Origin of the sequence: Streptomyces mobaraensis (assembly GCF_020099395.1) — a bacterium.
Classification (GTDB): Bacteria; Actinomycetota; Actinomycetes; order Streptomycetales; family Streptomycetaceae; genus Streptomyces.
In genome coordinates, this window is sequence record NZ_CP083590.1 from 488,441 (window position 1) to 514,116 (window position 25,676).

18 protein-coding genes are annotated in these 25,676 nt (G+C 76.4%); 10 read left to right on the forward strand and 8 right to left on the reverse strand.

All coding sequences use genetic code 11. The features are described from left to right. Positions 1 to 4 precede the first annotated feature (4 nt). Both K7I03_RS01840 and K7I03_RS01845 read right to left on the reverse strand, forming a co-directional pair. Complete coding sequence (locus K7I03_RS01840; RefSeq protein ID WP_185945561.1) at positions 5 to 955, reverse strand: polysaccharide deacetylase family protein; 951 nt, start codon at positions 953 to 955, stop codon at positions 5 to 7. A gap of 205 nt (positions 956 to 1,160) precedes the next feature. Next, positions 1,161 to 1,781 (reverse strand): TetR/AcrR family transcriptional regulator, encoded by a 621-nt coding sequence (locus K7I03_RS01845; protein WP_185945562.1) that lies wholly within the window; start codon positions 1,779 to 1,781, stop codon positions 1,161 to 1,163. 296 nt (positions 1,782 to 2,077) lie between these two features. Between K7I03_RS01845 and K7I03_RS01850 the strand changes: the two genes are divergently transcribed. After that, positions 2,078 to 3,427 carry a type I glutamate--ammonia ligase gene (locus tag K7I03_RS01850; RefSeq protein WP_224346817.1) on the forward strand — a complete coding sequence of 450 codons (1,350 nt, stop codon included), beginning with the start codon at positions 2,078 to 2,080 and terminating at the stop codon, positions 3,425 to 3,427. Between the two features lies 1 nt (position 3,428). Then, positions 3,429 to 4,577 carry an amidohydrolase family protein gene (locus tag K7I03_RS01855; RefSeq protein WP_185945564.1) on the forward strand — a complete coding sequence of 383 codons (1,149 nt, stop codon included), beginning with the start codon at positions 3,429 to 3,431 and terminating at the stop codon, positions 4,575 to 4,577. A 93-nt stretch (positions 4,578 to 4,670) separates the two neighbouring features. Here K7I03_RS01855 and K7I03_RS01860 read toward each other — a convergent pair whose 3' ends face one another. Further along, positions 4,671 to 6,149 carry an MFS transporter gene (locus tag K7I03_RS01860; protein WP_185945565.1) on the reverse strand — a complete coding sequence of 493 codons (1,479 nt, stop codon included), beginning with the start codon at positions 6,147 to 6,149 and terminating at the stop codon, positions 4,671 to 4,673. Between the two features lie 144 nt (positions 6,150 to 6,293). On the opposite strand from K7I03_RS01860, the gene K7I03_RS01865 reads away from it, so the two are divergent. The 4 genes from K7I03_RS01865 to K7I03_RS01880 all read left to right on the forward strand — a co-directional run bounded on the left by K7I03_RS01865 (position 6,294) and on the right by K7I03_RS01880 (position 10,783). Further along, positions 6,294 to 6,884, forward strand: a complete 591-nt coding sequence (locus tag K7I03_RS01865; protein WP_185945566.1) for a TetR/AcrR family transcriptional regulator — start codon at positions 6,294 to 6,296, stop codon at positions 6,882 to 6,884. Positions 6,885 to 7,167: 283 nt separating this feature from the next. Next, entirely contained in the window at positions 7,168 to 8,412 is a 1,245-nt protein-coding gene (locus K7I03_RS01870; protein WP_185945567.1) for a glycosyltransferase, read from the forward strand. A 17-nt stretch (positions 8,413 to 8,429) separates the two neighbouring features. Continuing rightward, complete coding sequence (locus tag K7I03_RS01875; RefSeq protein WP_185945568.1) at positions 8,430 to 9,641, forward strand: wax ester/triacylglycerol synthase domain-containing protein; 1,212 nt, start codon at positions 8,430 to 8,432, stop codon at positions 9,639 to 9,641. Between the two features lie 191 nt (positions 9,642 to 9,832). After that, complete coding sequence (locus K7I03_RS01880; RefSeq protein WP_185945569.1) at positions 9,833 to 10,783, forward strand: alpha/beta fold hydrolase; 951 nt, start codon at positions 9,833 to 9,835, stop codon at positions 10,781 to 10,783. 54 nt (positions 10,784 to 10,837) lie between these two features. Here the strand turns inward: K7I03_RS01880 and K7I03_RS01885 are convergent, their stop codons facing one another. The 3 genes from K7I03_RS01885 to K7I03_RS01895 all read right to left on the reverse strand — a co-directional run bounded on the left by K7I03_RS01885 (position 10,838) and on the right by K7I03_RS01895 (position 15,149). Beyond that, a complete protein-coding gene (locus K7I03_RS01885) occupies positions 10,838 to 11,767 on the reverse strand; it encodes a D-alanyl-D-alanine carboxypeptidase family protein (RefSeq protein WP_185945570.1) in 930 nt (309 codons plus the stop codon). Positions 11,768 to 11,971: 204 nt separating this feature from the next. Further along, positions 11,972 to 13,585 carry a phospholipase D-like domain-containing protein gene (locus tag K7I03_RS01890; protein WP_185945571.1) on the reverse strand — a complete coding sequence of 538 codons (1,614 nt, stop codon included), beginning with the start codon at positions 13,583 to 13,585 and terminating at the stop codon, positions 11,972 to 11,974. Between the two features lie 166 nt (positions 13,586 to 13,751). After that, entirely contained in the window at positions 13,752 to 15,149 is a 1,398-nt protein-coding gene (locus tag K7I03_RS01895) for an FAD-binding oxidoreductase (RefSeq protein ID WP_185945572.1), read from the reverse strand. Positions 15,150 to 15,629: 480 nt separating this feature from the next. On the opposite strand from K7I03_RS01895, the gene K7I03_RS01900 reads away from it, so the two are divergent. Then, the gene (locus K7I03_RS01900) at positions 15,630 to 16,277 is read left to right on the forward strand and encodes a class I SAM-dependent methyltransferase (RefSeq protein WP_185945573.1); all 648 of its coding nucleotides are present in this window, start codon (positions 15,630 to 15,632) and stop codon (positions 16,275 to 16,277) included. Positions 16,278 to 16,391: 114 nt separating this feature from the next. Here K7I03_RS01900 and K7I03_RS01905 read toward each other — a convergent pair whose 3' ends face one another. Further along, positions 16,392 to 16,637 carry a hypothetical protein gene (locus K7I03_RS01905; protein ID WP_185945574.1) on the reverse strand — a complete coding sequence of 82 codons (246 nt, stop codon included), beginning with the start codon at positions 16,635 to 16,637 and terminating at the stop codon, positions 16,392 to 16,394. Between the two features lie 128 nt (positions 16,638 to 16,765). Between K7I03_RS01905 and K7I03_RS01910 the strand changes: the two genes are divergently transcribed. Together K7I03_RS01910 and K7I03_RS01915 are read left to right on the forward strand one after the other, a co-directional pair. Beyond that, positions 16,766 to 17,533 carry a TetR/AcrR family transcriptional regulator gene (locus K7I03_RS01910; RefSeq protein ID WP_185945575.1) on the forward strand — a complete coding sequence of 256 codons (768 nt, stop codon included), beginning with the start codon at positions 16,766 to 16,768 and terminating at the stop codon, positions 17,531 to 17,533. Between the two features lie 365 nt (positions 17,534 to 17,898). Beyond that, a complete protein-coding gene (locus tag K7I03_RS01915) occupies positions 17,899 to 19,194 on the forward strand; it encodes a WS/DGAT domain-containing protein (protein WP_185945576.1) in 1,296 nt (431 codons plus the stop codon). 9 nt (positions 19,195 to 19,203) lie between these two features. On the opposite strand, the gene K7I03_RS01920 is transcribed toward K7I03_RS01915, so the two are convergent. Then, positions 19,204 to 20,313: an SDR family oxidoreductase gene (locus K7I03_RS01920; RefSeq protein ID WP_185945577.1), complete on the reverse strand. Its 1,110-nt coding sequence runs from the start codon at positions 20,311 to 20,313 to the stop codon at positions 19,204 to 19,206. A 337-nt stretch (positions 20,314 to 20,650) separates the two neighbouring features. Between K7I03_RS01920 and K7I03_RS01925 the strand changes: the two genes are divergently transcribed. Next, positions 20,651 to 25,348: a type I polyketide synthase gene (locus K7I03_RS01925; protein WP_224346818.1), complete on the forward strand. Its 4,698-nt coding sequence runs from the start codon at positions 20,651 to 20,653 to the stop codon at positions 25,346 to 25,348. Positions 25,349 to 25,676: the final 328 nt, after the last annotated feature.

The window sequence follows — 25,676 nt, forward strand, 5'->3', positions numbered from 1 at the left end:
GTCGTCAGCACTGGAGGGGGTACGGGACCTGGTCGGTGGTCGGGCCGGTGTTGCGGCACATCTGGTAGCCCTGATCGCGGAGGTCGGTGATGATGCCGGCCAGGGCGTCGGGGAAGTTGCTGAAGAGGTGGCCGAGGATCACCCCGTTGTTCTTCTCCTCGGGGGTGGCCTCGCGGACGGTGGTGCGGATCGCCTCGGCGTCGCGGAAGGCGCCGTCGGTCTGCTGCCAGTCGTAGGTGTCGATCGTCCAGTTGCAGACGCGCTGCCCGATGCTCGCGGCGACCTCCGTCTCGCGCGGGCCGGCGTCACCGTAGGGCGGGCGGAGGAAGTTGCCGGGGATGCCGTTGCGCAGCTCGTCCTGGAGTTCCTGGTCCGTCAGCCGGGTGAGCTGGCGGTGGGACCAGGTGTGGCTGCCGACCCAGTGGCCCTGCTGCCGGAGGGTGGCGGTGATCTGCGGGTACTGCGAGGCGTACTTGTTGATGAGGAAGAACGCGGCGCGGACGCCCTGGGCCTGGAGCTGGGCGCCGACGCGGGTGGCGCGTTCGGGGTCGCTGTAGGCCCAGTCGTCCAGGGAGAGCAGCACCCGGCCGGAGGTGTTGCCGCAGCGTTCCCGGTCGTAGCCGGCGGCCGTGTCGGGGACCAGGGCCGGGGCCTGCCGGCCGCCGGCCGGGGGGTGGCCGGCGCCCTCGGGGGCGCCGTGGCCCTCGGGACGGTGGTCGTGGGCGGCGGTGGGGCGGGTGCCGCAGGTGCCCATGGCGGTGCCGTGCCGGTGGTCGTCGTGCGCGCCGCCCGGCCGGGCCTGCGGCTCGCACTCCGGGCGGTCGTCCACCGCGTTCACCGCGAAGGCCGAGCCGGCCACCAGCACGGCCGCGGCGACGGCCGTCTTCAACGGCACCCGTTTGCGGCGCCGGTGGCGTCCGCGGCCGCGCCGGAGGACGCCACGGATTTCCGACATGCTGACTCCTCAACGGTGCGGGCCGGCGGCGGGCGGCCGGTCCGGCACCTCACGCCCGGTGCCGGTGGGCGCGGAGAGGCACCGCTCCGGGACGAGCACCCGAGCTGGATCGGTGATCTTGGCTCCAGCCTCGGTGCGGGTATCCGGTCCCGCAACCGGTGGGTCCGCCGTCCGGACCGCCGGGAGGGTGGGAGCCGTCGCGGCCTCAGGTCCGGGCGGCGCGCAGCGAGTCGAGGTGCCGGCGGAGGACGGCGCGCAGGGCCTCGGGGGTGACGCTGTCGGGCTGGAGGACGGCCTGGAGGGTGAGGCCGTCGAGGAGCGCGCAGAGCCGCAGGCTCTCGGTGGCGGTGTCGAGGCCGTCGGCGAGGGCGCCCCGGTTCCGGATCTCGGTGAGCACGTGCGCGGCCAGCGCGCGCTGATCGTCGTGCATCTCGCGCGCGCAGGCGCGGAGTTCGGGCCGGGTACGGGCGGCGGTGGTGAAGGCCAGCCAGACCACCGCCTCGCGGCGGCGCGTCTCGTCGAGCGGGAGGAGCTCGGCGAACAGCTCCTCGGTGAGGGCCGCGCCGTCGGCGCCGGGTGCCAGGGCGAGCAGCGGTGCGCTGCGGGCGGTGAGGCGGCGGCCGATGCGGCGGCCGAGCTCCTCCATGGCGAAGATGATCAGCGCGGTGTGGTCGGCGAAGTAGTGCCGGACCGATCCGACGACCAGCCCGGCCTCGGCGGCCACGTTGCGCAGGGAGGCGCTCTCCAGTCCGTCGCGGGCGACGACGCGCAGCACGGCCTCGGCGACGGCGCGGCGGCGCTCGTCCGGGTCGACGATTTTCGGCATGCGGCTTTATAGCACGGGCGGGTTAGGTGGGTGCCGGCCGGAGGGCGGTGACCGGTTCCGATCGGTCGCCGCGCCGGCGGCGTCCGATACCGACCGTCGCCGACCCCCGCTGACCGGCGGAAGCCCGCAGGCCGGACGCCGGACGGCGACCGGCCGCCACATCCCGGCCGCTTCCCCCGAACGGCCCCCCGCCGAGGTGAAATACGGAAGAATCCGGCCGAGGATCCAGGCGGCGGGCCCTCACCGGATGCCGTCGCCCCTGTCCCCCCTTGAGCACCCCGGCGGAGGAGCCCAGCATGCAGAGGCCGGAACGGGAACGCGCGGAATCGGCCGCCCGGCAGGAGGCCGCCCAGCTCACCGCCCTCGGGGTGCAGGCCGTCGCGCTCACCTGGGTGGACAACGCGGGCATCACCCGCGTCAAGGCCGTCCCCACCGCGCGGCTCGCGCACGCGGCGCGGTGGGGTGTCGGGATGTCGCCCGTCTTCGACGTCTACCTCACCGACGACTCCAGCGTCACCAGCCCGTACACCGGCGGCCCCGACGGCGACCTGCGTCTCTTCCCCGACCTCGGCCGGCTGACCGTGCTGGCCGGCCAGCGCGGCTGGGCCTGGGCGCCCGCCGACCGGTTCGAGCAGGACGGGCGCCCGTATGCCGGCTGCCAGCGGCGGTTCGCCCGCCGAATGGCCGCGCGGGCGGCCGAGCGGGGGCTGCGGCTGCGGATGGGGTTCGAGACCGAGTGGGTGGTCGCCCGCCGCGACGGCCCGGGCGGGCCGCCCGGCGCGGGACCGGCCTACGGCATGGCCCGGCTGGTCGAGCTGGCCGACTACCTCCGGGACGTGCTCGACGCCCTCACCGCCCAGCGCGTGGAGGTGCTGCAGCTCCATCCGGAGTACAAGCCGGGCCAGTTCGAGGTGTCGGTGGCCCCCGCCGACCCGGTCGGCGCGGCCGATCTGGCCGTGCTCGTCCGGGAGACGGTCCGTGCGGTCTCCCTCGCGCACGGCCTGGACGCCCTGTTCGGGCCCGTCGTCGCGCCCGACACCGTCGGCAACGGCGCCCATCTGCACCTGAGCCTGCTGCGCGGCGAGCGGAACCTGTGCCGGGGCGGCGACGGCCCCTGCGGGATGACGGCGGAGTGCGCCGCGTTCCTCGCCGGCGTGCTCCGCGAACTCCCCGCCCTGCTGGCCCTGGGCGCCCCCTCCCCCGCCAGCCATCTGCGGCTGCGCCCTTCGCGGTGGGCGGGGGCGTACGCCTGCTGGGGGCCGGAGAACCGGGAGGCCGCCCTGCGCTTCGTCCCCGGGCCGCCGGACGCCGAGGACCAGGCCAACGCCGAGGTGAAGTGCTTCGACGGCGCCGCCAACCCCTATCTGGTGACCGGCGCGGTGCTCGCCGCCGGGCTGGCCGGGATCGGGGCCGTCGCGGAGCTCCCGCCGCCCGTCGCGGGCGATCCCGCGCACGGGGAGGGGCACGAGCGGCTGCCGGAGTCACCGACGGCCGCGCTGGACCGTTTCACCCGCTCCGACGTGCTCCGGGAGGCGCTCGGCACCCCCCTGTTCGAAGCGGTCGCCGCCGTCCGGCGCGGCGAGATCGAGCGGTACGAGGGGGCGACGCCGGAGGAGCTCGCCGACGCGACGAGGGGGCGGTACTGAGGTGAGCACGGCCGTTCCGCCCCCCGCTCCGTCCGCTCTCGTCGACCACCACTGCCACGGCGTGGCCCGGTCCGACCTCGGCCCCGACGCGTTCGCCTCCTTCCTCAGCGAGTCGGACGCGCCCGCCGCGCCCGGCACCAGCTTCTTCGACAGCCAGCTGGGTTACGCCGTCCGCCGCTGGTGCCCGCCGCTGCTCGGCCTCGACCCGCACTGCGCGCCCGCCGAGTACCTGGAGCGCCGCCGCGAGCTGGGCCCGGCCGAGACGGCCCGGCGACTGCTCGGCGCCACCGGCATCACCGACTACCTGGTGGACACCGGCATCCCCGGCGACCTGACGTCCCCTCGGGAACTGGCCCGGATGGGCGGCGCCACCTGGCACGAGGTGGTGCGGCTGGAGCGGCTGGCCGAGCGCGTCGCCGACACGGCGGACGGACCGGCGCGCTTCCTCTCCCGCCTCGCGGACGCGGTGGAGACGGCCGCCGAACAGGCCGTCGCCTTCAAGTCGGTGGCCGCGTACCGCTACGGGCTGGACTTCGAACCCAACCCGCCCGGCCGCACGGAGGTACGGCTGGCCGCCGACCGGTGGCTGGCCCACCGGACCCCGGGCGACCGGCTGGCCGACCCGGTGCTGCTGCGCCACCTGCTGTGGTCCGCGGCCGAGACGGGCCTGCCGATCCAGCTGCACACCGGCTTCGGCGATCCCGATCTGCGGCTGCACCGCTGCGACCCGGCGCTGCTCACGGACTTCGCCCGCGCGGTCCGCCCGACGGGGTCGGCGCTGGTGCTGCTGCACTGCTACCCGTACCACCGCGGCGCCGCCTACCTGGCGCACGCCTTCCCGCACGTGTACGCCGACATCGGGCTGGCCCTGTCGTACACCGGGGCACGGGCCGAGGCGGTGCTGGCGGAGGCCCTGGAGCTGGCCCCCTTCGGCAAGTTGATGTTCTCGACCGACGCGTACGGGCTCCCGGAGCTGTACGTGGTGGGCGCCGCCCTGTTCCGGCGCGGCCTGGACCGGCTGCTGGCCACCTGGGTGGGCGACGGCGCCTGGTCGGCCACGGACGCCGCCCGGGTCGCGGAACTGGTGGGCGCGGACAACGCGCGGCGGGTGTACGGGCTGGGGCGGACGGACGCTCCGCCCGCGCGCTGAGTCCCGCCGGCCCCTACGGATACCCGGGCGAGCTCTACGGGGCCCTCCGCCCGCACTCTGAGCCCTGGCGGGGCGGGGACTCCGGTGGCCGGGCTACGGGTCGGACCGGGCCGGCGCTCCGTCCGCGCGCCGCGTCCGGCCCGCCGCCGCTGGGGCAGCTGGTCCGGTGCCGTCCGCCCGCCGTCCGGCGAGCAGGAGCAGTGCCCCCGCGGCGGCGACGCCGGTGGCCGTCCAGAAGGAGACGGTGTAGCCGTGGGCGGCGGGGACGGCGCTGTGCGGCTCGGTCCGCGAGGCCAGGATCGCCGCGGCGAGCTGGCTGCCGACGGCGCCGCCCACGGTCCGGGCGACGGTGTTGACGCCGTTGGCCGTCGCGCCGGTGGCCGGGCCGCTGACCTGGTGGACCATCCGGGGCAGCGCCGCCATGGCGAACCCGAAGCCGGTGCCGATGACCGCGTAGCCGAGCACCAGTTGCCACACGGCGTCGTGTTCCAGGGCGAGCAGCGCGCCGCCCGCCGCGCTGACGGCCAGGCCGAGGGCGAGCGGCGCGCGGGGGCCGAAGCGGCCCTCGACCCTGCCCGTCAGGGCGCTCGCGGGCAGGCCGCACAGCGTGCCGGGGACGAGGATCAGCCCGGCGACGGTGACGGAGGCGCCGAAGCCGTAGCCACCCGGCGCCCCGGAACCGGAGGGTGTCTCGGCCAGTTTGGGAATCAGCACGTAGAAGACGAACTGGACCGCGCCGAGCAGGAAGGCGCCCAGGTGGACGGTCCGGATGGCGGGGCCGAGCAGCAGGGCCGGGTCGACGAGCGGGTGCGGGGTGCGGCGTTCCCAGGCCAGGAAGAGGGCCGACAGCACGGCGCAGCCGGCGAACAGGCCCGGTACGGCGGGCGAGGTCCAGCCCCAGGCGGGCCCCTGGGTGAGGCCGAGCAGGACGGCGACCAGGGCGCCGCCGAGCAGCGCGGCGCCGGGAACGTCGAGGGAGCCGGAAGGGGCCGTGGGGCCCTCCGGCACCCAGCGCAGGACGGCGGCCAGCGCCGCCGCGACGAGCAGGGCACCGGCCGCGAACAGCCAGCGCCAGGAGGCGTGGTCGACCAGCAGCCCGCCGACGAGCAGGCCCGCGCCGGCGGCGCCCGCCACCAGCCCGGAGGCCAGCCCCAGGGCGCCGGCCACCCGGTGCGGGGGCATGACGTCGCGGATCAGCCCGAGGGCGAGCGGCAGCAGGGCGAGGCTGACGCCCTGCACCGCGCGGAGGGCGATGAGCGAGGCGACGTCCCAGGCGAAGGCGGCGCCGAGCGTTCCGGCCAGATGGACGGTCAGGGTGGCGACGAGCACCCGGCGTTTGCCGTGCCGGTCGCCGAGCCGGCTGATCAGCGGGGTGAGGACGGCGCTGGTGAGCAGGGTGGAGCTGAGCACCGCCCAGGACGCGGCGGCCGGTGAGGTGTGCAGGTCGCGCTGGAGGACGCCGACGGTGGGGACCAGCATCGTCTGGACGAGCGAGTAGGAGAGGACCGTGAGGACGAGCGCGGCGAGGGCCGCGTTGCCCGCCGGTCCGCCGCGGGAGGGCGAGGTGGCCAAGGGATACCTCAAGGAGGGAAGGGGGAAGGGGTATCAGGCGTATGCGAACGCCGTTCGCGTCAGGTAAGGCTAGGCTAACCAAACGGCGCCCCGCAAGCGGTTCACGGCCCCGGCCCATCACGCTCCGCTGTGTAAAGTGACGGTGTGACATCTCCAGTCCCCGGCCGCCGGCGCCCGCTCTCCCGGGCCCTGATCGTCGACGCCGCGCGCCGCATCGCCGACGCGGACGGCCTCGGCGCCCTGACGGTCCGTCACGTGGCACAGCGGCTCGGCACCGGCCAGGCGTCCCTCTACCGTCACATCACCGACCGGGGCCAGCTGCTGGCCCTGCTGGCCGAGGACGTGGCCGTCCGGCTGCCGTGCCGCACGGGCACCGGCGACCCCCGCGAGCGCCTCCGGGACCACTGGCTGGCGGCCCATGACCATCTGGCCCGGCACCCCTGGGCCGCCCGGATCATCGCCGACGGGGAGCACACGGTCGACGCCGCCGCGCCGTTCGCCGACGGCGCCCTCGCCGCCCTCGCCGAGGCGGGCCTCCCGCCGGACGAGGCCGCCCGCGCCTACCGCGTCCTCTGGCACCTCCTCCTCGGCCACCTCCTCAACTCCCACCCCGTCGGCCACACCAGCACAGCACACTCCCAGGGCGGCGATCCCCGCGCCGACTTCGGCTGGGCGCTGTCGCGGCTGCTCGACGGAGTGCTGGGCGGCCAGGAGGTGGGCGGCCGGCGGGTGTGACGCGGACGGGCTTACGGACGGCGGCACTTCGGACAGGGCGTGTCAGGTCCACGGACGCCGGATCCGCGAAAGCCGGACGCACGCACGCCGGATCCGCGCACACCGGCTCCACGGACGCCGGCCCTCCGCCCCCGCGCGCGGAAACCGCACACCTGCGCCCAGGGTGGCACCCGTGCCGTATCCGCCCGGGGGCCGCGTCGTTGTTCCGGCAGGCACACGCCTCGTGACACGCCGGACCGTCCCGGCGGCCGGGGAGGGCCCGGGAGCAGGGAAGGCCGGAACATTGCGCATCGACATCATCACCGCGGGCACGACCGGGTCCGTCGTCCCGTACACCGGCCTCGGGCACCGGCTCGTCGCCGAGGGGCACGAGGTGGAGCTCGTGACCCACGCGAAATTCGCGGGCATCGTGACCTGTTGCGGGCTCCGGACGCGGCCCCTGGAGCCGGACCCGTTCGAGGAACTGCTCGCCGCGCACAACGCCTTCCTGGGCGCCCGCCGTTCACCGCGCGCCCTGCGCGACCTCGCGCGCGCCACCGAACGGGCCGCCGTACGGCTGGTGGACGGGATGCTCACGGCCGTCGACCCCAAGGCCGACCTCGTCCTGCTGTCCACCCTCGCCGCGCCCATCGGCCGGGTGGTGGCCCGCTACCACAAGGTGCGCAGCATGGGGGTGTTCCTCCAACCCGACGCCCCCACCTCGGCGTTCCCGCCCTGTGTGCTCCCCTGGCAGCCGCCCGGGTACGCCAACCGGCTGCGGGCCCGGGCGGTCAACGCCGTGACCGACGCGCTCTACGCGGCGGCCAACCGGCGGCTGCACGCACGGCTCGGCCTGACCTGCCGGAGCGTCCATCTGCTGCGCAGGGAACGGGAGAAGAGCCGCTGGCCGATCTGGCACGGCTACAGCCGCGCGGTCGTCCCCCGGCCGCCGGACTGGCGGCCCGGGCTGCGGGTGGCCGGCTACTGGTGGCCGCACGAGTGCCCGTCCTGGCAACCCCCCTCCCTGGTCACGGACTTCCTGGCGGCCGGGCCGCCGCCGGTGTTCGTCGGGTTCGGCAGCATGATGCCCGGCGACCCGGAGCGGCTCGGGGACGTCACGGCCCGCGCGCTGCGCCGGGCCGGGCTGCGCGGCATCGTGCAGGCCGGCTGGGCCGGGCTCTCGGTGACCGACGACGACGTGATCACGGTCGGTCCGCTGCCGCACGGCTGGCTGCTCCCCCGGACGGCCGCCGTGGTGCACCACGCCGGGGCCGGGACGACGGCGGCCGGGCTGCGGGCCGGGGTGCCCGCCGTCCCGGTCCCCCACCTGACCGACCAGCCCTGGTGGGCGTCGCGCCTGGTGCGGCTGGGCGTCAGCCCGGGCGCGCTGCCGCCGTCCGCGCTGACGGCGGGGCGGCTGGCGGACGCGCTCTCCCGGGCGACCGGCGAACCCCGGTTCGCCGCGCGGGCGTCGGAGCTGGCGGGGCGGCTGGCCCGGGAGGACGGCGCGGGCGCGGTGGCGCGGGCGGTGGCGGCGATGGCGCCGTGAGGGGGCCGGAGGCCGCGATGCCGCCGCTCGACGCCTGGCTGCACCGGCACCAGAGCAGCGGGGCCGTCTGTATGACCGTGGCGCTGCTCGCCCGCTTCGCGGGGCCCGCGCCCGGGCCGGACGTCCTGCGGTCGCTCGTCGAGAAGCGCTGGCCGGGGTACGGCCGGCTGCGGCTCGCTGTCGGGGACGCGGAGCATCCGGCGTGGCCGCGGTGGACGTCCGGGGCGTGGCCGGACCTCGTCCGGCACGTCGTCGCCGAGCCGGACGGGCCGCCGGAGGAGCACGTCGCACGGCTGCTGGCGCGGCCGCTCGGCCCGGAGCGGCCGCCGTGGCGGCTGCACCTGCTCCCGGGCGAGAGCGGCGAGGACGGGTTCGCGCTGCTGCTCCGGGCCCATCACGCGCTCCTCGACGGCCGGTCGCTGCTGGCCCTGGTCCGGGAGTTGCTCGACGGCCCGCCGGCCGCCCCCGGGCCGGCCGGCGCGCCCGTCCCGGCGCCGCGCCGCCGGCCGCTGCACGCCCTGTCCGACCTGCTTCCCCGGGCGCGGCCGCTGCCGTTCCACGGTCCGGTGGACGCCCGCCGGGCGGTCGCCTGGCGCCGCGTCACCGGCGCCGAGCTGGACGCGGCCAGGGACGGGCTGCCGTCGGGGCGCGCGTCCGCCAACGCCGTGTTCCTGGCGGGCGCGGCCGGGGCGCTGCGGACGGCGGAGGCGACCGGGCGGCTGCCGTTCCTGCCGGGCGTCTGCGCGATGGTGCCCGTGGACGTGCGTCCGGCCGGGGAGGCGGCGGCGCTCGGCAACCACTACGCGACCGTCCGCGTCCCGCTGCCGGTGACCGGCGGGCCAGGGCGGCGGCTGGCCGTGGTGGACGGCTTCACCCGGCGGGCGGCGATGCGCGAGCGGGCCCGGGCGCAGGCGCGCGCGGTGGCGGCGTCGCCCCGGCGGCACGGGCCCGTCACCGACGCGCTCGGCCGCTATGTGGACTCCCCGCTGTACGCCTCGGTGCTGTGCAGCAGCCTGGCGGAGCGCACCGGGCCGCTGGCGCTGGGCGCGGCCCGGCTGACGGGGCTGTCGCTGCTGCCGCCGCTGAGCCCGGGGCACCCGCTGGCGCTGACCATGACGCGGGACACGACGGGCGCGACGCTCGCCGTGATCACCGATCACGGCCGCCGCGCGCTCGCCGGCCGGCTCGCCGCCCTGCTGCGCGAGGAGATCCTCGCGCTGGGCCGGTGACCGGCCGGGTCGCACCGGCCCCGGGACGCCCGTCAGGAGTAACGTCCTCCATCGGCTCTCGTTCCTCTGGTGAAGGCACCCATTCCCCACTCATTCCCTCGGTGATGGCACCCCACGAGATCCCGGCCGCGCGGACCACGGGGACGCTCCCCCACCGCGCGGCGACGATCGTGAAACGGAGACCGGCTCTGATGACGCCTACCGCACTCTCGGAAGAGGTCATTCCGCTTACCTACGGCGGTTTCGGGTACAGCGGCCGGATCGTCCACCACCCGGAGCCGCGGATCGCGCCCATCGTCCTGGTCGGCGGCGCCTTCCAGCACCAGGGCGGCTGGGGGAGGCTGGAGCGGATGCTCCTGGAGTCCGCCAGCGTCATCACCGTGGACCTGCCGGGCTGGGGCACCTCCGACCGCCTCCCCGCCCACCACGGCATCGACTTCCTCGCCGGCGCCCTCGACCTGTTCCTCTCGAAGATCGCCCCCTATCCGGTCAACGTGGTGGGCGCGTCCTACGGGAGCGCGGTGGCCCACGAGTGGGCGCGCCGGAACCCCGGGCGGGCCGAGCGGCTGGCCCTGGTGGGCACCATGGCCCAGCTGACGGACCATGTGCGGGCCAAGGTGGAGCTCACCATCCGGATGCTGGAGCGGGGCAGCCACGCGGAGTTCGTGGACCAGGTCATCGGCACCATGGTCTGCCGGGACCCCCGGATCACGGTCGCGCGCCGGCCGGTCGTCATCCGCTGCCTCACCCAGGCCCTGAACAAGCTGACCACCGAGGGCGTGGACAAGTACCGGGAGAACTCGCGGCGGTTGCTGGACCACGCCGAGCCGCCCGGCGGCCCCACGGTGGAGATCCCGGTGCTGGTGACGACGGGCGAGCACGACCCGCTGACCACTCCGGCGCTCAGCCGCGAGGTGTCGGCCCGGTGCGCCGACGCCCTGTTCACAGTGCTCAAGGACGCGGACCACCTCGTCCACCTGGAGCGTCCCACCGAGATCGTCGACCTGCTGCTGCGCTTCTTCGGCGGGGAGCCGCTGACCGGTCTGGACTACTGCCATCCGGTGGAGCACCTCGGGGTGCGGGGACGCGCCGGGGTGGCGCGGGCCCCGCTGCCCGCGCCGCGCACCGGCGGGGAACACTGAGAAGCGGGCCGGCTCCCCTCGGGGACGCCGGCCCGCTCGCCGTTCCGGGCGCGCTCAGTCCTCGTGCGCCGCCGGGGGGAGCCGGCGCAGCGTCAGCGGGGTGCGCGTGTGGTACGCGTAGTCCAGCATCTTCGCGGCGTCCGGGTAGCGGCTCGCCGCGTCGTCGAGGACGACCCCGACGACCGTCCGGCCGTCCCGCCGGGCCGAGAAGACCAGGCAGGGGCCCGAGGCGCGGGTGGAGCCGGTCTTGACGCCGAACACGCCCTCGTACGAGCCGAGCAGCTTGTTGGTGTTGTACCAGGTGTACCGGCGGTTGACGTTGAGCGCCTTCTGCTGGGTGCTCAGCGCCTTGGTGACCGTGGTGAACGTGCTGTTCCGCAGCGCGTGCCGGGCGAGCGCGGCCAGGTCGCGGGGGGTGGAGTAGCCGCCGCCCGCGGTGATGCCGTCGAACGAGTCGAACTTCGTGTTCCGCAGTCCCAGCGCGGCGGCCTTGGCGTTCATCCTGGCGACGAACGACTTGGTCCGCGCGGCCTCGTCGGGCCCGCTGCCGAGGGAGTCCGCCAGGGCGTAGGCGGCGTCGCAGCCGGAGGGCAGCATCAGGGCGTAGAGGAGCTGCCGCACGGTCAGCCTGTCGCCGGTCCTGAGGTCGGCGGTGCTGGCTCCGTGGCGGGTGACGTAGTCGCGGTAGGACTGCTTGACGGTGACCTGCTTGTCGAGGTCGGCGGGGTGCCCGTCGAGGGCCACCACCGCCGTCATGATCTTGGTGGTGCTGGCGATCGGCCGCCGGGCGTCGGCCGCCTTGCTCCACAGCGCCTTTCCGGCACCGCTGTCGAGCAGGAACGCGCCCTTGGCGCCGATGCCGGTGGGGCCGTCGGCGGCGTGGGTCGCGGTCGGGAGGGCGACGGCCAGGGCCGCGCCGGCCGAGAGGGCGACGGCCGGCACCGCTGCCCAGCGGCGGGCCGCGCTTCCCCCATGTCGTGGCATGAAAACTCCAGGATGGCTCACTGATGCGGTTCGGGAGGAGCGCATGGTCGCACCCCGCCGCGCGCGACGGGAAATCGCGCCACGAACGGGTGAGGGGTGGGCACGGCCTGCCGTTCGCACAGCGAACTGGAGTGCGCGAAAGGCGTGTTGTACGACGAGGGGCCCCGGCGGAAGACCGGGGCCCCTCGGTGCACGGCGCGGGCGTCAGAGCGCGCAGACACCGCGCTCGTAGTCGACGATCGCCGTGTCCTGGGCGTACTTCCACTCGGGCGCCAGCAGCTTCTCGTCGAGCTGCCCGGCGGCCGTCCGGTCCTCGACGATGTAGCCGAAGTCCTGGAGCCAGGAGGGGTAGAGGTTCTTCGACCCGACGTAGAACGCCGAGCCGTCCACGGACACCAGCTTGTGGTGCAGCGGGTAGGCGTGCCCGTCGGCCCACTTGGCGCTCTTCGCGCTCCGGAAGCTCGCGAGCTGGACGTTGGAGCACAGGGCGTTCTTCGCCTGGTCCGGGCCGCCGGTGACGAGGGCGAGCCGGTTGCGGAGGACGTCGCTGATCTCCGTCAGGGACTTGATCTGCGAGTAGCCGCCGCTGCCGACGGTGCCGCGGTTGGCGGGGTCGCTGACGACGATGCGGACCTTCACGCCCGACGCGATCTTCTTCGCCAGGGCGTCGTAGAGCCGGATGTCGTACTTGGCGATGGGCGGGCAGGTGGCGTTGAGGTCCTGCTGGGAGATCTCGACGTGCTTCTCCGCGCTGCCGACCAGCGCGCGCAGGGCGCTCTCCTCCGGGTTGACGGTGTCGTAGTCGCGGTCGGCGTTGGTGTTGTCGTGCAGGCCGACGACGCACTTGGTGTCCGGGGCGGACGGCAGTTCCGGCCGGTACGCGGAGGAGGCGTCCCGGTCCTTGATGCCCACACCCAGGCCGCCCACGGCGATCACCGGGACGTTGCCGGTGGGTCCCGCGGGCTTCGGGTTGGCGTCCTTCTCCAGGTCGGCCATGCAGGACGCGCCGTCGGAGGCGGCGTACCAGACGCTGGCGACGTTGCCCTTGTTGCCGCAGGTCCAGCCCCAGAGGGTGTCCAGGTAGCGGCCGGCGGTGGAGGCCGCGGGGCCGGTCAGGGCCAGGTCGACGTCGGTCACCGGGTGGGTGGTGTCGACGTAGTCGTTCTTCCAGTCGTTGATGCCGCCGTTGATCGCCGACTCGCCGTCCACCACCAGGAGTTTGGAGTGGTTCCAGGAGAAGGCGGTCTTGGAGGTGGTCATCGAGGCCACGTTCAGCGTGACGGCGCCGGCCGCGGTGCCGAGCCGCGCGCGGAGGTCGTCCAGGTAGGCCGAGGGGCGCACGTTGATGTGGTACAGCGGGGCGGCGCCGACGAGGACGCGGACGCGGGGCTTGTTGCCCGCGGCCACCGACGCCTTGAGGCCGGCCGCGATGGCGTCCTGGAAGGCGCCGTCGGGGAACGGCGCGAGGGTGGAGATGTCGACCGTGCGCCGCGCCCGGGAGATGTTCTCGGTCATCTTGGCGAGCAGCCGCTTGGTGCCGGGGCGTTCCGCGCAGCCGGCGTCGCCCCAGCAGCCGGGGGTCTGCAGCAGCCAGTCGGTGGGGTCGGCGGCGGAGGCGTCGAGCCTGTTGCCCTCGGTGCGCTGCCAGACGTCGCCCTCCAGGCCGGGGGACACCTGGCGCAGGGTCCGCTCGACGGCGTCGAGGTGCGGGGCGCCGGGCGCGTCCCCGGCGGCGAGCGCCGGGCCGGCCGGCAGGAGGGCGAGGAGGATGGCGGGAACCGTCGCGCGGCGGGTGAGGCGGTGTAAACGGCGGAGCAAGGCTGCGTCCTTCGGACTGGGGAGTCGGGGATCCGTACGGAACTGAACGGTCGACGCCCGCACACCCGAACGACAGGCGAACGGTATGCGGATGATCAACTTCCCAGAAGTTACCAGGCGCCGCCGCGGCCCGGCAGCGGGTGGCCGCGACGGCTCCCGGCGGCCCTCACTCGGGGCGCAGATTGCGGTTGAAGCGGAACATGTTGGCGGGGTCGTGGACGGCCTTGAGGGCGGCGAGCCGCTTGCGGGTGAGGGGCGCGTGGATCTCGCGGACCCGCCGCTCGTCGGCGTAGGGGCCGTCGCCGTGCGGGAAGTTGGGGTTCTGGCCGAGGGTCCAGGGCAGGAGGGACGCGCGGAGCAGGCCGTGCCGTGCGCGCGTCGCGGCGTCTCCCCCGCCGCCGGTGCCCTCGGGGCGGTACTCGGCGATGGCCTGGACGAGGAACTCGGTGTCCCGGTGGTCGACCGCGATCCCGGCCGGGCCCGGCCTGCGCAGGGCGCCGCCCAGGTGGCGGACGCTCAGCACGCAGGGGACGGGCGAGTCGGGGCCGGCGGCCGCGAGCAGGGCGCGGGCGCCCCGCGCGGGCAGGTCGCGGAGCATGACGCCGACGGAGGCGTACGCGTGCGGCTCCTCGGGGTCGCGGTGGATGGCGGCCGTCTCGCGGTACGGCATCTCCCGCAGGTCGTCGCTGATCCGGGCGCCCACCGCGCGCAGCGGGGCGACGAGGCGCTCGCCCTCCTCGGCGGACCCCTCGAAGGCGATCCGGACGGTGGCGACGTACCGGCCGCGCAGCGGGGCGGGCAGCTCGGGGATGTCGGGGAACGGGATCAGGGAGACGACGGAGGTCAGCTCCTCGGGCACGCCGGCGGTCCAGGCGCGCCAGGTCTCCAGGACCGTGCCGGCCAGGGCGGTGTCGAAGACGAGCTGGCCGCCGTAGACGGTGCGGACCGGGAAGAGGGCCGTCTCCATGGCGGTGACGACGCCGAAGTTGCCGTCGGTGCCGAGCACGGCCGCGAAGAGGTCGTCGCCGGGGACGGTGCGCCGGCGCCGGCCGTCGGCGGTGACGAGTTCGACGGCGCGGACGTGGTCGGCGGCGTAGCCGTACCGGCGGGCGAGCAGCCCGATGCCGCCCCCGAGGTGGTAGCCGACCGCGCCGACGGACGGCGCCGAGCCGTTGAGCGGGGCGAGCCCGTAGCGGGCGGCCTCCTCGACGACGGCGCCCCAGCGCACCCCGGCCCCGAACCGGACGGTCCGCGCGGCGGGGTCGACGGCGATCTCCGTCATCCGGCGGGTGCTGACCAGTACGCCGTCGGCGGGTACGGAACGCCCGTGCCCGGTCGCCTGCACCGCCACCGGGAGGCCGTTCCGGGCCGCGTACCGGACGGTCCGCCGGACGTCCTCGGCGTGCGCGGCCCCGACGATCAGGTCCGGCCGGTGGACGTAGCCGGTCTGGAAGCCCGCGGCCTCCTCGGCGTAGCCGGGATCGCCGGGGCGGAAGACGGGGCCGGTGAGACCGTGGAGATCGGTGGGGCTGCCGGAGGTGACGGGACGCGTCGTGGTCTGCATGCCCCCACGATGGCGATCCCCGTGGCCATACGTCCAAGAGCTGCTGCGGATACCGCTCAGAGGCGAAACGTATGGAACGAGACGCCCTCCGCCGCCGACGGGCCGCACGGCACCGCGCGGATCGGGCCGGGTGCGTGGTCCGGCCGCGCCGCACACCGCCGCGTCCTCCCGGTGGCGGTCGCCTGTCTGCGCGGGGGTCACCACACGACGGAGGGTGCGACGGCGGCCTGGCTCCCGGTCACGGGAGCCTGCCCTGCCCTGCCCTGCCTGCCTGCCTGCCTGCCGTGGATGACGCGCACGCCGGAAGCCGGGACGCGGCGCGGCCGGACGGCCGGCGCGGCGCCCTGGGAACGGACAGTTTGCGGTTTCCGCAACAAGGTTTGCCCGGTGGCCCGGCGGGCGCCGAGCATGGTGGCACGCGGGCGCCACGGAGGCGCCGGCACCGCGGTGACGCGGTGAGCAGAGTGAGGAAGACCCCGTATGACGGACACCCGGCCGAAGCCCGCTCCCGAGGTCTTCTGGGAGGAGTTCTACGGGCGCGACGACCGCGTGTGGAGCGGGCGGCCCAACCCGCTGCTGGTCCGGGAGGCGGCCGGGCTCGCGCCGGGCACCGCGCTGGACCTCGGATGCGGCGAGGGGGCGGACGCGATCTGGCTCGCCGCGCGGGGCTGGGAGGTCACCGCCGTCGACGTCTCGGCGACCGCGCTGGAGCGGGGCGCCGCGCACGCCGCCGAGGCGGGGGTCGCGGACCGGATCGACTGGCGGCGGCACGACCTGGGCGAGTCGTTCCCCGAGGGCCCCGAGGGCGGTCACGACCTCGTCTCCCTCCAGTTCCTGCACTCCCCCCTGGAGTTGCCGGTCGAGCGGATCGTCCGGTCCGCCGCGGCGGCGGTGGCTCCCGGCGGTGTCCTGCTCTTCGTGGGCCACGCCCAGAGCCCGTCCTGGAAGCGTCAGGCCCACGCGGACGTCCGCTTCCCCACCGCCGGCGAACTCCTCGCGGCCATGGGCCTGCCGTCGCCGGACTGGCACGTCGAGGTCCGGGAGTCGCTGCGGACGGAGGCGACCGGGCCGGACGGCGAGGCGGGGTTCCGCGTGGACCACGTCCTGCGCGTCCGGCGCCTGCGCTGACCCACCGACCATCCGGCCCGAGGGGGGGGGACGGGTGGTGTCCCGGCCCACGTACGACGCGTGGGGCGGGGCACCACCCGAGACGACCGCCGGAACGACCGCCCGGCGGGCCGCTCAGGCGTCCCGCCGCGCCGGAAGCCGCTTGCGGCCCCGGTCAAGCGCCTCGACGATGACGGCGGCGGCCACGACGACCGCCGCGCCGGCCACGTAACACCACGGGCTCGGAAGGTAGTTGACCGCCGTCATCACGCCGGGCCCCTTGTCGGTGAACGCGCGGTAGACGATCGCGATCACCCCTTCCCAGAGGCCCAGCGTGAACGCCACCACCATGCCCAGCCGGTACCCGGCCTCGTCCATCATCGCTCCCGCTGTGTCGCGTTTCTTCCCACAAGAACGTTACGAGCGTAACCACAGGCAGGGCAGGAAAAGCCGGAATCCGCAGGCCGTTCTGCCGTAACGTCACACTTTCTTGCGGCTATCCTGGGCGCATGCGTGACGAAAAGCAGGCGCCGGTCTGCCGCGTGTGCCGCGCCCCGCTGGCGCCGGCCGGGCGGGGCCGGCCGCCCGTGTACTGTTCGCGGGGCTGCCAGGCCCGGGCCTACCGGCGCCGGAAGGACCCTCCGCCGCCCGCGCCGGAGATCCCGCCGTCGGCCGTCCCGTCCGGGCGGCGGCGGCAGATCGCCGAGGCGGTGTGGCGGGTCGCCGCCGGGCGGGGGCTGCACGCGGCGAGCATGCGGGAGATCGCCGCCGAGGCCGGGGTGTCCCTGCGCGTCGTCCAGTACCACTTCGACAGCAAGCACGAACTGCTCGTGGCCGCGCTGCGCATGCTGCACGAGGAGAGCGCGCGGCAGGCCGACGCCCGGGTGCGGGCCCTGCGCCGGCCGTCCGACCCGCGGGCGCTGCTGCGGGCCGTCCTCGACGAGTTCCTGCCGCTGGACGAATGGCGCCGCGTCGCCCTGCGCGTCCACGCCGCGTACTACGCGCGCAGCCTCACCGACCCGGCGCTCGCCGAGGTCTTCCTGCACGACGCCCAGCCCCTGGAGGACCTGGTCACCGCGCTCATCGCCCGGCTGCCCGCCGGCTCCGCCGGCCTGCCGCCGGCCGACCCGCGGCGCGAGGCCGACCTGCTGGTCTCCGGCGTCATCGGGCTGAGCATCGACGTGCTGCACGGGCGCCGGAGCCTGACCGACGTACGGCGCACGGTGGACCACCACCTGGAGCGGATCTTCGCGGCGGGGGCGGCGGGGGCGGGCTGACGCGGCGGACGGGGGCGGGCACGTCCCGTCCCGGCCGCCGGGACGCCCGCTCGGCCCCCGCCGCTCCGGCGCCGGCAACGACCGGACCTCCTCGTCGTGCCGCCCCCTGTGGCAGGCGAAGCTCTGCCGCCGCGCGGCCTCCCGCGCCCTCCCGCGCCTTCCCGAGCCGCCGGTTCACGGCGGTGCGCGGGCGTCGCCGGCCGAGGCCGACGGCCCGGCCGGCGAGGGCGCGCACACCACGGGCCCGCCGGCCCCCGGACCACCGCGGCCGACGGGTGGACGGAGGTGCCGCCGTGCCGTCTGCGGGGCGGCGGGAGGGGGAACACTTCCGGAGTACCTCCGCGTCCCCGGGAAGGGGGTGTCCCGTGCCCGAGCCCCCCGTCCCCGAGGCCACGGCGGCCGCCGGCCCGCGTCCGGGGCGGGACGATTTCTGGGCCCGGGCGTGGTCCGCCTACGAACGGCGGTACCCGGCCGATCCGCTGGTCATGGCCCAGGCGTTCCTCTGCGCCGGGCTGCCGCCATCCCGGGCGGAGCTGCGCGAGATGGTGCGCCTGGCCGCCCGCTTGATGCCCGCGCTGGCGCCCGCGGAGGCCGAGACGACGGCCGTCCTGGACCGGCACGTCTTCGAGACGGAGGCCGGACGGGGCTCGGGCGAGCGGGGGTTGCGCGCCGTGCTGGGACGGCTGGCGGTGGCACCGCTGCCGGACACGGGTGCGGACCTGTGGCTGGTGACGGGATACGCCCCGGGGGCGTTCGCGCTGGTGCCACGGGTCCGGCACGGTCTGCTGGACGGGGTGGGCGGCAGTGCGGTCACCGCCCTCATCGTCCGGGCCCTCGCCGGCTCCGGTCACAGCCCGCGGCCGGAGCCCGCTCCGCTCGCGGGGGCCGGCCGGCGGACGGCGAGCGGGTGGGGCGTGTGCCGGGCGGCACTCCTGCTGGCCGACGTCGCCGTCGGCGTCCCGCCGGCGGCACGGCTGGCGGTGGTCCGGGAGCGGGGTCCGGACGAACCGCTGCTGCACCACTGGGCGTTCCTCCGTACCGCGCTGCTGCGCCCGGTGATGTCCGCCTTCGGCGCCGGCCCCAACGACGTCGTCCTCGCCTGCCTGGCGGGCGCCTTGGGGGCACGGGACGGGGGCGGCCGGGTGCCGCGCACGGTGACGGCGCTGGTGCCGGTGACGCTGCGGGCGGACGCGCACGGGCCGGAGGACGGCAACCGGTTCGTCGGGGCGCGGGTGCGGCTGCCCGCCGGGGAGCCCGACCCCGTACGCCGGTTGTGCGCTGTGGCGGCGCGCATGCGCACGGTACGGCGGGTGGCGGCACGCCCGGAGACGGAGCGGCTGCTGCGCTGGTGTCCCGATGCCGTGGCGGCGTGGACGTTGCGACGCGGTCTCCGTCCGTGGGGGAGCTCCCTGCTCGCGACGCATGTGCCGGGGCCGCAGGGGAGGATCAGGCTGCCGGGCTGGCGGGTGGACCACGTGGTGCCGCTGACGTTCCTGCCCGCGGGCCACCCGCTGGCCGTCGCGGTCATGGACTACGGCGGTGAGTTCTGTGTCGCCTTCACGGCGCGCGCGGGATACGGCGGGGTGGACGGCCTGCCGCGACGGCTCGCCGAGGCGGTGCGCGAGCTGTGCGCGGCGGCCGGGCCGGGCGATGGGCGGTGACGCCGGCGCCTACGGCCGGGCGACCGCCAGGGCCCGTTCGAGGTAGGGGCCGTCGACGGGCCGGGGAGCCGGCAAGTCGCCGACGCACGCCGCCAGATGGGTGCGCTCATACGTGCGATGCTGACCGCCGTACCCCAGCAGGGGGCCGAACTCCCGTATGACGTGCGCCTCCAGCCTGGTGGGGTCGGCGATCCGCGGCGCGATGTCGAGGGACACGCCGGGGTGGACCGCTTCCAGCGCCCGGGCGATGGCACGCACCGGTGTGTTGTCCGGGTGGGTGACGTGCACGGTGAGCACACCGGGCCCGCGATGGGCGGTGACGGCGCGGACCATGGCCCGGACCGCCCAGTCGGCCTGGAGGAGGTTGAGCGATCCGTCCGGGGCCCCCTGGAGACGGAACCGCAGCGTTCCCGGGGGTGTTCCGCCCCGGAGGTGCGACGCGGCGGGGGTGCGCGCCGCACGTTGGTCCAGGGTCGCGCGCAGGGTCCGGGAGAGGACGGCGAAGGGATGCGGCGGCAGTCCCTCGGGGGCGGGACGGTCGTCGAGGAGGACGCTCGGCCGCAGGACGGTGACGGTACGGCCGCGGGCGCGGGCCCAGTGCCGGACCATCCGCTCGGCGGTGAACTTGCTCTGCTCGTAGGCGTTGTGGAATCCGGCCGCGTCGCACAGGTCCGTCTCCCGGACCGCTCCGTGGGTGCGGCGGCCGGCGACGTAGGCGGTGCTGACGTGGGCGAGGCGGGCCGCCGGTACGCGGTCGGCCAGTTCCAGGACGCGGCGGGTGCCGAGGACGTTGACGCGGTGGACGGGCAGGGGGTCCCCGTACAGGGCGGTCGCGGCGGCGCAGTGCCAGACGGCGGTGGGGGCGGCGGCGACCGCGGCGTCCGGGAGCGGCCCGGCGCCGGCGAGGTCGGCGGACAGACCGCGCAACCGGTCGTAAGCCCCGGGCCGGAGCGCGCCGTTGACGTCGAGCCAGGCGACGGCCGCGCGAACACGGTCGAGCAGCGCGTCCGGGGCGTCGCGGCCGAGGACGGTGACGGGGGTGTCGTCGTCCTGGCCCAGGAGGTGGTGGACGAGTCTGCTGCCGAGGAATCCCGTGGCGCCGGTGACGAGTACAGGCATGGGCGACGTCCCTCCGGCGGTCCGGGTGTTCCGGGGCCGGCGCGTCCGGTGGGTGAGGTCGCCACCGGGGAACGGCCGGCGAGGGGCCCACCGATGGATCCGACGGGCCCTCAGCGCCGCATTGACCTCCTCAAATGCCCATCAGGAAAGCCCTCTTGGCCGGAATTCACCTGGACGAGTGAATACCCATACCGGGCCGCTTAGCGCGTGTTTTCAGGCGAAGAAATGACATGAGCCCGCCGGCCGCCGGCCTCCCCGCTCACAGACGGCGTGTACACCGGCGGGCGGCCCGGCGGCGGTCGATCAGGGGCGATGAGGGGCGATGAGGGGAGGGGCCGTGGACTTGGCAGCGGACGGACGAGGGGCTCCGGACGGGGCCGTCGCCATCATCGGGGTCTCCTGCCGGCTGCCGGGCGGCATCGGCGGCCTGCCGGAGCTGTGGACGGCCCTCGAAGAAGAGCGTGACATGATCACGACAGTACCGGCGGACCGGTTCGACACCGCCCGGTTCGTCGACATCAGCGGCCCCCGGACCGGCAAGAGCTACACGGCCGCCGGCGGATTCCTGGACGACATCGCGGGCTTCGACGCGGCCTACTTCGGCATCGCGCCCAAGGAAGCCGCCGCCATGGACCCCCAGCACCGGCTGCTCCTGGAACTGACCGCCGAGGCGCTGGACGACGCCGCCGTCGACCCGGCCCGGTTGGCCGGCACGGACACCGCCGTCTTCGTCGGCGTCTCCGACGGCTCGTACGCGCTCATGCCGGCGCCGCGCGAGATCACCCCCTACACCATGGTCGGCGGCGCGCTGTCCCTCGCCGCCAACCGCGTGTCCCACGCCTTCGACCTGCGCGGCCCCAGCATGTCCGTCGACACCGCCTGCTCCTCGGCGCTGGTCGCCCTGGACCGCGCCTGCCGGGCCCTGCGGGACGGCTCCTGCCGCACGGCCCTGTGCGGCGGCGTCAACGTGTTGCTCAACCCGCAGCAGTTCCTGGGCTTCTCGCAGGCGTCCATGCTCTCCGCGCGCGGCAGGTGCGCGGCCTTCTCGGCCGACGCCGACGGTTTCGTCCGCGCCGAGGGCGGCGTCATGGTGCTCCTCAAGCCCCTGGCGGACGCCCGTGCCGACGGCGACCGGGTCCACGGGGTGATCCTCGGCACCGGCACCAACTGCGACGGCCGCACCCCGGGCGTGTTCCTGCCCAGCGCCGAAGCACAGGAGGACCTGCTGCGCCGCGTCTGCGCCGAGACGGGCGTGGACCCCGACGAACTCGTCTACTTCGAGGCCCACGGCACCGGCACGCCGGTCGGCGACCCCATCGAGGCGACCGCCATCGGACGGGCCCTGGGCATGCGCCGGATCACCGGGGACCTGCCCGTCGGATCGGTGAAGGCCAACCTCGGCCACCTGGAGCCCGCCGCGGGAATGGCCGGGCTCTGCAAGGCCCTGCTGGTGCTGCGCCACCGCGCGGTGCCCGCCGCCCCGCACGCCGAACCGCTCAACCCCGCCATCGACTTCACGGGCCTGGGGCTGCGCCCGGTCACCGCGCGCGTCCCGGTGGCCGCGTCCGGGCGCGCGGTCGTGGGCGTCAACTCCTTCGGGTTCGGCGGGGCCAACGCGCACCTCCTCGTCGCCGCGCCCGACCCCGCGCCGGAGCCGGACCCGCCGTCCCCGGGCCGCCCGCTGCCGGTGCTGGTCTCCGCCCGCTCCGCCCGGGCGCTCGGCCGGGCGGCCACGCGGCTCGCGGACCGCCTCGACACCTGCGCGGAGCGGGAGTTCCCCGATGTCGCGGGCACCCTCTGGCGGCGCGGCCGGCACGAGCATCGCGCGGTCGTCCTGGCCGCCGGCGCGCGCGAGGCCGCGCGCGGGCTGCGCGCGCTGGCGGCGGACGGGCCCGCGCCGGACGGCCCGGGGGGAGCCGTCGGGAGGGCCGCCGGGGGCCGGGTGGCGTTCGTGTACGCGGGCAACGGCTCCCAGTGGCCCGGCATGGGCAGCGGTCCGTACGCCCGCGAGGCGGCCTTCCGGGACGCGGTGGACGAGTTGGACGCCCACCTGGCGCCGTGCCTGGGCTGGTCCGTCGCCGAGGTCCTGACCCGGCCGCCCGATTCCTGGCGCCTGGAGGCCACGGAATACGCCCAGCCGCTCCTGCTCGCCGTCCAATCGGGGATCACCGCCGTCCTGCGCGCGCACGGGATCACGCCCTCCGCCGTCCCCGGGCACAGCGTCGGCGAGGTGGCCGCCGCACACGCGGCCGGCGTCCTCGACACCGAGCGGGCCGCACGGGTCATCGCCGAACGCTCCGCCGTCCAGGCCCCGACGCGCGGCCGCGGCCGCATGGCCGCCGTCGGGCTGTCCGCCGAGGAGGCGGCGGACGTCCTCGCCCGGTACGGGGACACCGTGGTGCTCGCCGGGATCAACAGCCCGCGGGACGTCACCGTCGCCGGCCCCGCCGACGGCCTGGCCGCCCTCGGCGAACACCTGCGCGCCCGGGGGGTGTTCTTCCAGGAGCTGGACCTCGACCACGCCTTCCACAGTCCCGCCATGGACGACTGCGAGGCGCCGCTGGCCCGCGCGCTCGCCGGGCTCGCCCCCTCCCCCGCCGCCGTCCCCTTCTACTCCACCGTGACCGGCACGCAACTGCGCGGCACGGAACTGGACGCCCACTACTGGTGGCACAACATCCGCCGGCCCGTGCGCTTCGCCGACGCGGCGGCACTCGCCCGCGAGGACGGCGCCGACGTCTTCCTGGAGCTCGGCCCCCACCCCGTGCTGGGCGGCTACCTGCGCAGAAGCACCGGAGGGGACCGCCGGGCCCCCGCGGTGGTGCTGCCCACCCTGCGCCGCGACGAGGACGGGCCGCGGGCCCTGTCCACGGCCGTGGCCGCGCTGATCGCCGCCGGCGCCGGCGCCGCGGGCCCCGCCTTCCGGCCCGGACGGGTCGTGGACCTGCCGGCCTACCCCTGGGAGCACCGGCGCCACTGGACGGGCGGCCCGCGGGCGTGGCTGCGCACCAGCGGCGACGGGACACTGGACCACCCCCTGCTCGGCGAGCGCATGCCGGCCCCGCACCCGCAGTGGCACGGACCCGTCGAGCCGGTGCTGGTGCCCTGGCTGCGCGATCACCGCCTCCAGGGGGCCGTCCTGATGCCCGCCACCGGGTACGTCGAGATGGCCCTGGCGGCCGGCCGCCGCACCCTGGACGACGGGCCCCTCGAAGCCGGACACCTCCTCATCCGCGGCGGGCTCGTGGTGCCCTGGGACGACCCCGGCGAGGTCGGCCTCCAGACGTCGCTGCGCCCGGACGACGGCACGGTGACCATCGCGAGCACCGCACGGCCCGGCGACCCGCCGCGCGTCCACGCCACCGCCCGGGTCCGCGTCCTGACCGCTCCCCGCCCGGCCCCGGTGGACCCGGCCGCGGTCCGCGCGCGCTGCCCGGAGCACGTCGCCACGGACGACTACTACCGGGACCGGGCCGCGACCGGACTGGAGTACGGGCCCGCCTTCCAGGTGCTCACCGGGCTGAGCACCGGCCCCGCCGAAGTGCTGGCCGCCTACCGGCACGAGGCGCCCGGCGCGCCGTTCGTCGTCCACCCGGCCGTGCTCGACGGCGCGTTGCAGGCGGGTGTGCAGTTGCTCGCCGACCGGCTCGACGCCGGGCAGGTGTTCCTGCCCGCCTCCATCGCGGCGGTCCGGGTGTGGGACACCCCGTCCGCCACCGGGTTCGTGTGGGTGCGGGAGCATTGCCGCACCGAAGAGGAGGTCCGGTGGGACCTCACCCTCACCGATCCGGACGGCAACGTCACGGTCCGCGCGGAAGGCTGCCGGCTGCGCCGGACGGCCGCCACCGGCGGCACCCCGGTCACCGTCCACCACACCGTCGTGCGCGCGGCCCCCCCGGCCCGGAGAGCCCCGCACCGCCTCGCCCCTGCCCGCGCCGCGGCGGATCCTCGACGGCCTCCGCCCGCCGGAACCACCGCTCCGCCCCGACCGCGAACGCCGTGCCCGGGACGCCATGGACGCGTTCGCCGCCCGGCACCACGCCAACGCCCTCGCCCGCCTCCTGCCCGACGCCCGGGCGCCGTTCGCCGTGGCCGACCTGCTCGGCCCCGACGCGCCGAACGGACACCGGGCCTGGGCCCTGCGCGTCCTCGGCCTGGCACACCGGCACGGCACCGCCGAGGCCCTCGGCGACGGCCGCCACCGGCTGACCGCCGAGGCCCACGACACCGCCGAGGCCGCCCACCGCTGCCTGGCCGCCGACCCGGCCTTCGGCACCGCCCTCGCCCTGGCCGCCACGGCGGACCGGTACTGGACGGCCACCCCGGACGCCCCGCCCGCGGACCTGGTGGCCACCGCCGACCAGGTGCGCGGGGCGCTGCCCGCGGACCGCCGCCGGTACCGGCTGCTCCGCGCCCTGTTCGCCCGGATCGTCGAACTCTGGCCGCCCGACCGGCCGTTGCGCGTCCTCGACACCGGCGACGGGACGACCGCCCTCGCGCTGCTCCCGGTCCTGCCGCCCGACCGCGTCCGCTACCACCTCACCGGCGTGCCGCCGGCCGCCCGCGCCGCGCTGCCCGCCCGGCTGGCGGCCCTGGGCCACGACGGCCTCGTCGAGCTCGTCGAGCTCGTCGAGACGGCGGACCCGCCGGCCGGCGCTCCCGCCCACGCGTACGACGTCGTCGTCGACGACCGGCCGGGCGACCACCCCGCCCCGGACGCCGTCCTCCGCCAGGCGGCCGCCCTCCTGGCGCCCGGCGGGCACCTGGTCACCTCCCTCGCGCACGACACCGGGCTGCGCGACCTCCTGTACGGGCCGGGCGACGGCCCCGGCCCCGTGCTCCGCCCGCCCCCGGACGGCGACGCCTGGCCGGAGGCGCTGCGGCGCGCCGGGTTCACCGGTGTCGCCCGCACCGGCACCGACGGGTACACGGTCCTGCTGGGCGCCGCGCCCCACGCCGAGCCCCTGACCGAGCCCCTGCCGTGGCGGCCGCCCGCCGCGCCCCCGGAAGGGGCGTTCCTCCTCCTGGCCGATGACCGGAGGGAGGACACGCTGAGGGACGCCCTCGCCGCGGCCCTCACCCACCCGGGCGCACCCCCGGTGCCCACCGGCCGCGTGGCCACCACGCCGCGGGAGTGGACCGGCCTGCTCGACGCAGGGGCGTCGGACGTCGTCCTGCTCCTCGGCCGCACGGCCGGCACCGGTCCGGGCGCCCCGGCCGCCCACGCCGCCCGGACGATCGCCGCGCTCGGCGCCCTGGCCGCCGCCTGCGGTCACCGGACCGCCGGCCGGGAGCCCCGGCTGTGGCTGGTCACCCACCCGCACGACGCGCTCCCGGGCCCCGGGCGGGACGCCGACCCGGCC

Coding starts and splice junctions, on each gene's coding strand:
- K7I03_RS01840 (WP_185945561.1), bottom strand. CDS start 955: ATGTCGGAAATCCGTGGCGTCCTCCGGCGCGGCCGCGGACGCCACCGG.
- K7I03_RS01845 (WP_185945562.1), bottom strand. CDS start 1,781: ATGCCGAAAATCGTCGACCCGGACGAGCGCCGCCGCGCCGTCGCCGAG.
- K7I03_RS01850 (WP_224346817.1), top strand. CDS start 2,078: ATGCAGAGGCCGGAACGGGAACGCGCGGAATCGGCCGCCCGGCAGGAG.
- K7I03_RS01875 (WP_185945568.1), top strand. CDS start 8,430: ATGCCGCCGCTCGACGCCTGGCTGCACCGGCACCAGAGCAGCGGGGCC.
- K7I03_RS01880 (WP_185945569.1), top strand. CDS start 9,833: ATGACGCCTACCGCACTCTCGGAAGAGGTCATTCCGCTTACCTACGGC.
- K7I03_RS01885 (WP_185945570.1), bottom strand. CDS start 11,767: ATGCCACGACATGGGGGAAGCGCGGCCCGCCGCTGGGCAGCGGTGCCG.
- K7I03_RS01895 (WP_185945572.1), bottom strand. CDS start 15,149: ATGCAGACCACGACGCGTCCCGTCACCTCCGGCAGCCCCACCGATCTC.
- K7I03_RS01900 (WP_185945573.1), top strand. CDS start 15,630: ATGACGGACACCCGGCCGAAGCCCGCTCCCGAGGTCTTCTGGGAGGAG.
- K7I03_RS01905 (WP_185945574.1), bottom strand. CDS start 16,637: ATGATGGACGAGGCCGGGTACCGGCTGGGCATGGTGGTGGCGTTCACG.
- K7I03_RS01910 (WP_185945575.1), top strand. CDS start 16,766: ATGCGTGACGAAAAGCAGGCGCCGGTCTGCCGCGTGTGCCGCGCCCCG.
- K7I03_RS01920 (WP_185945577.1), bottom strand. CDS start 20,313: ATGCCTGTACTCGTCACCGGCGCCACGGGATTCCTCGGCAGCAGACTC.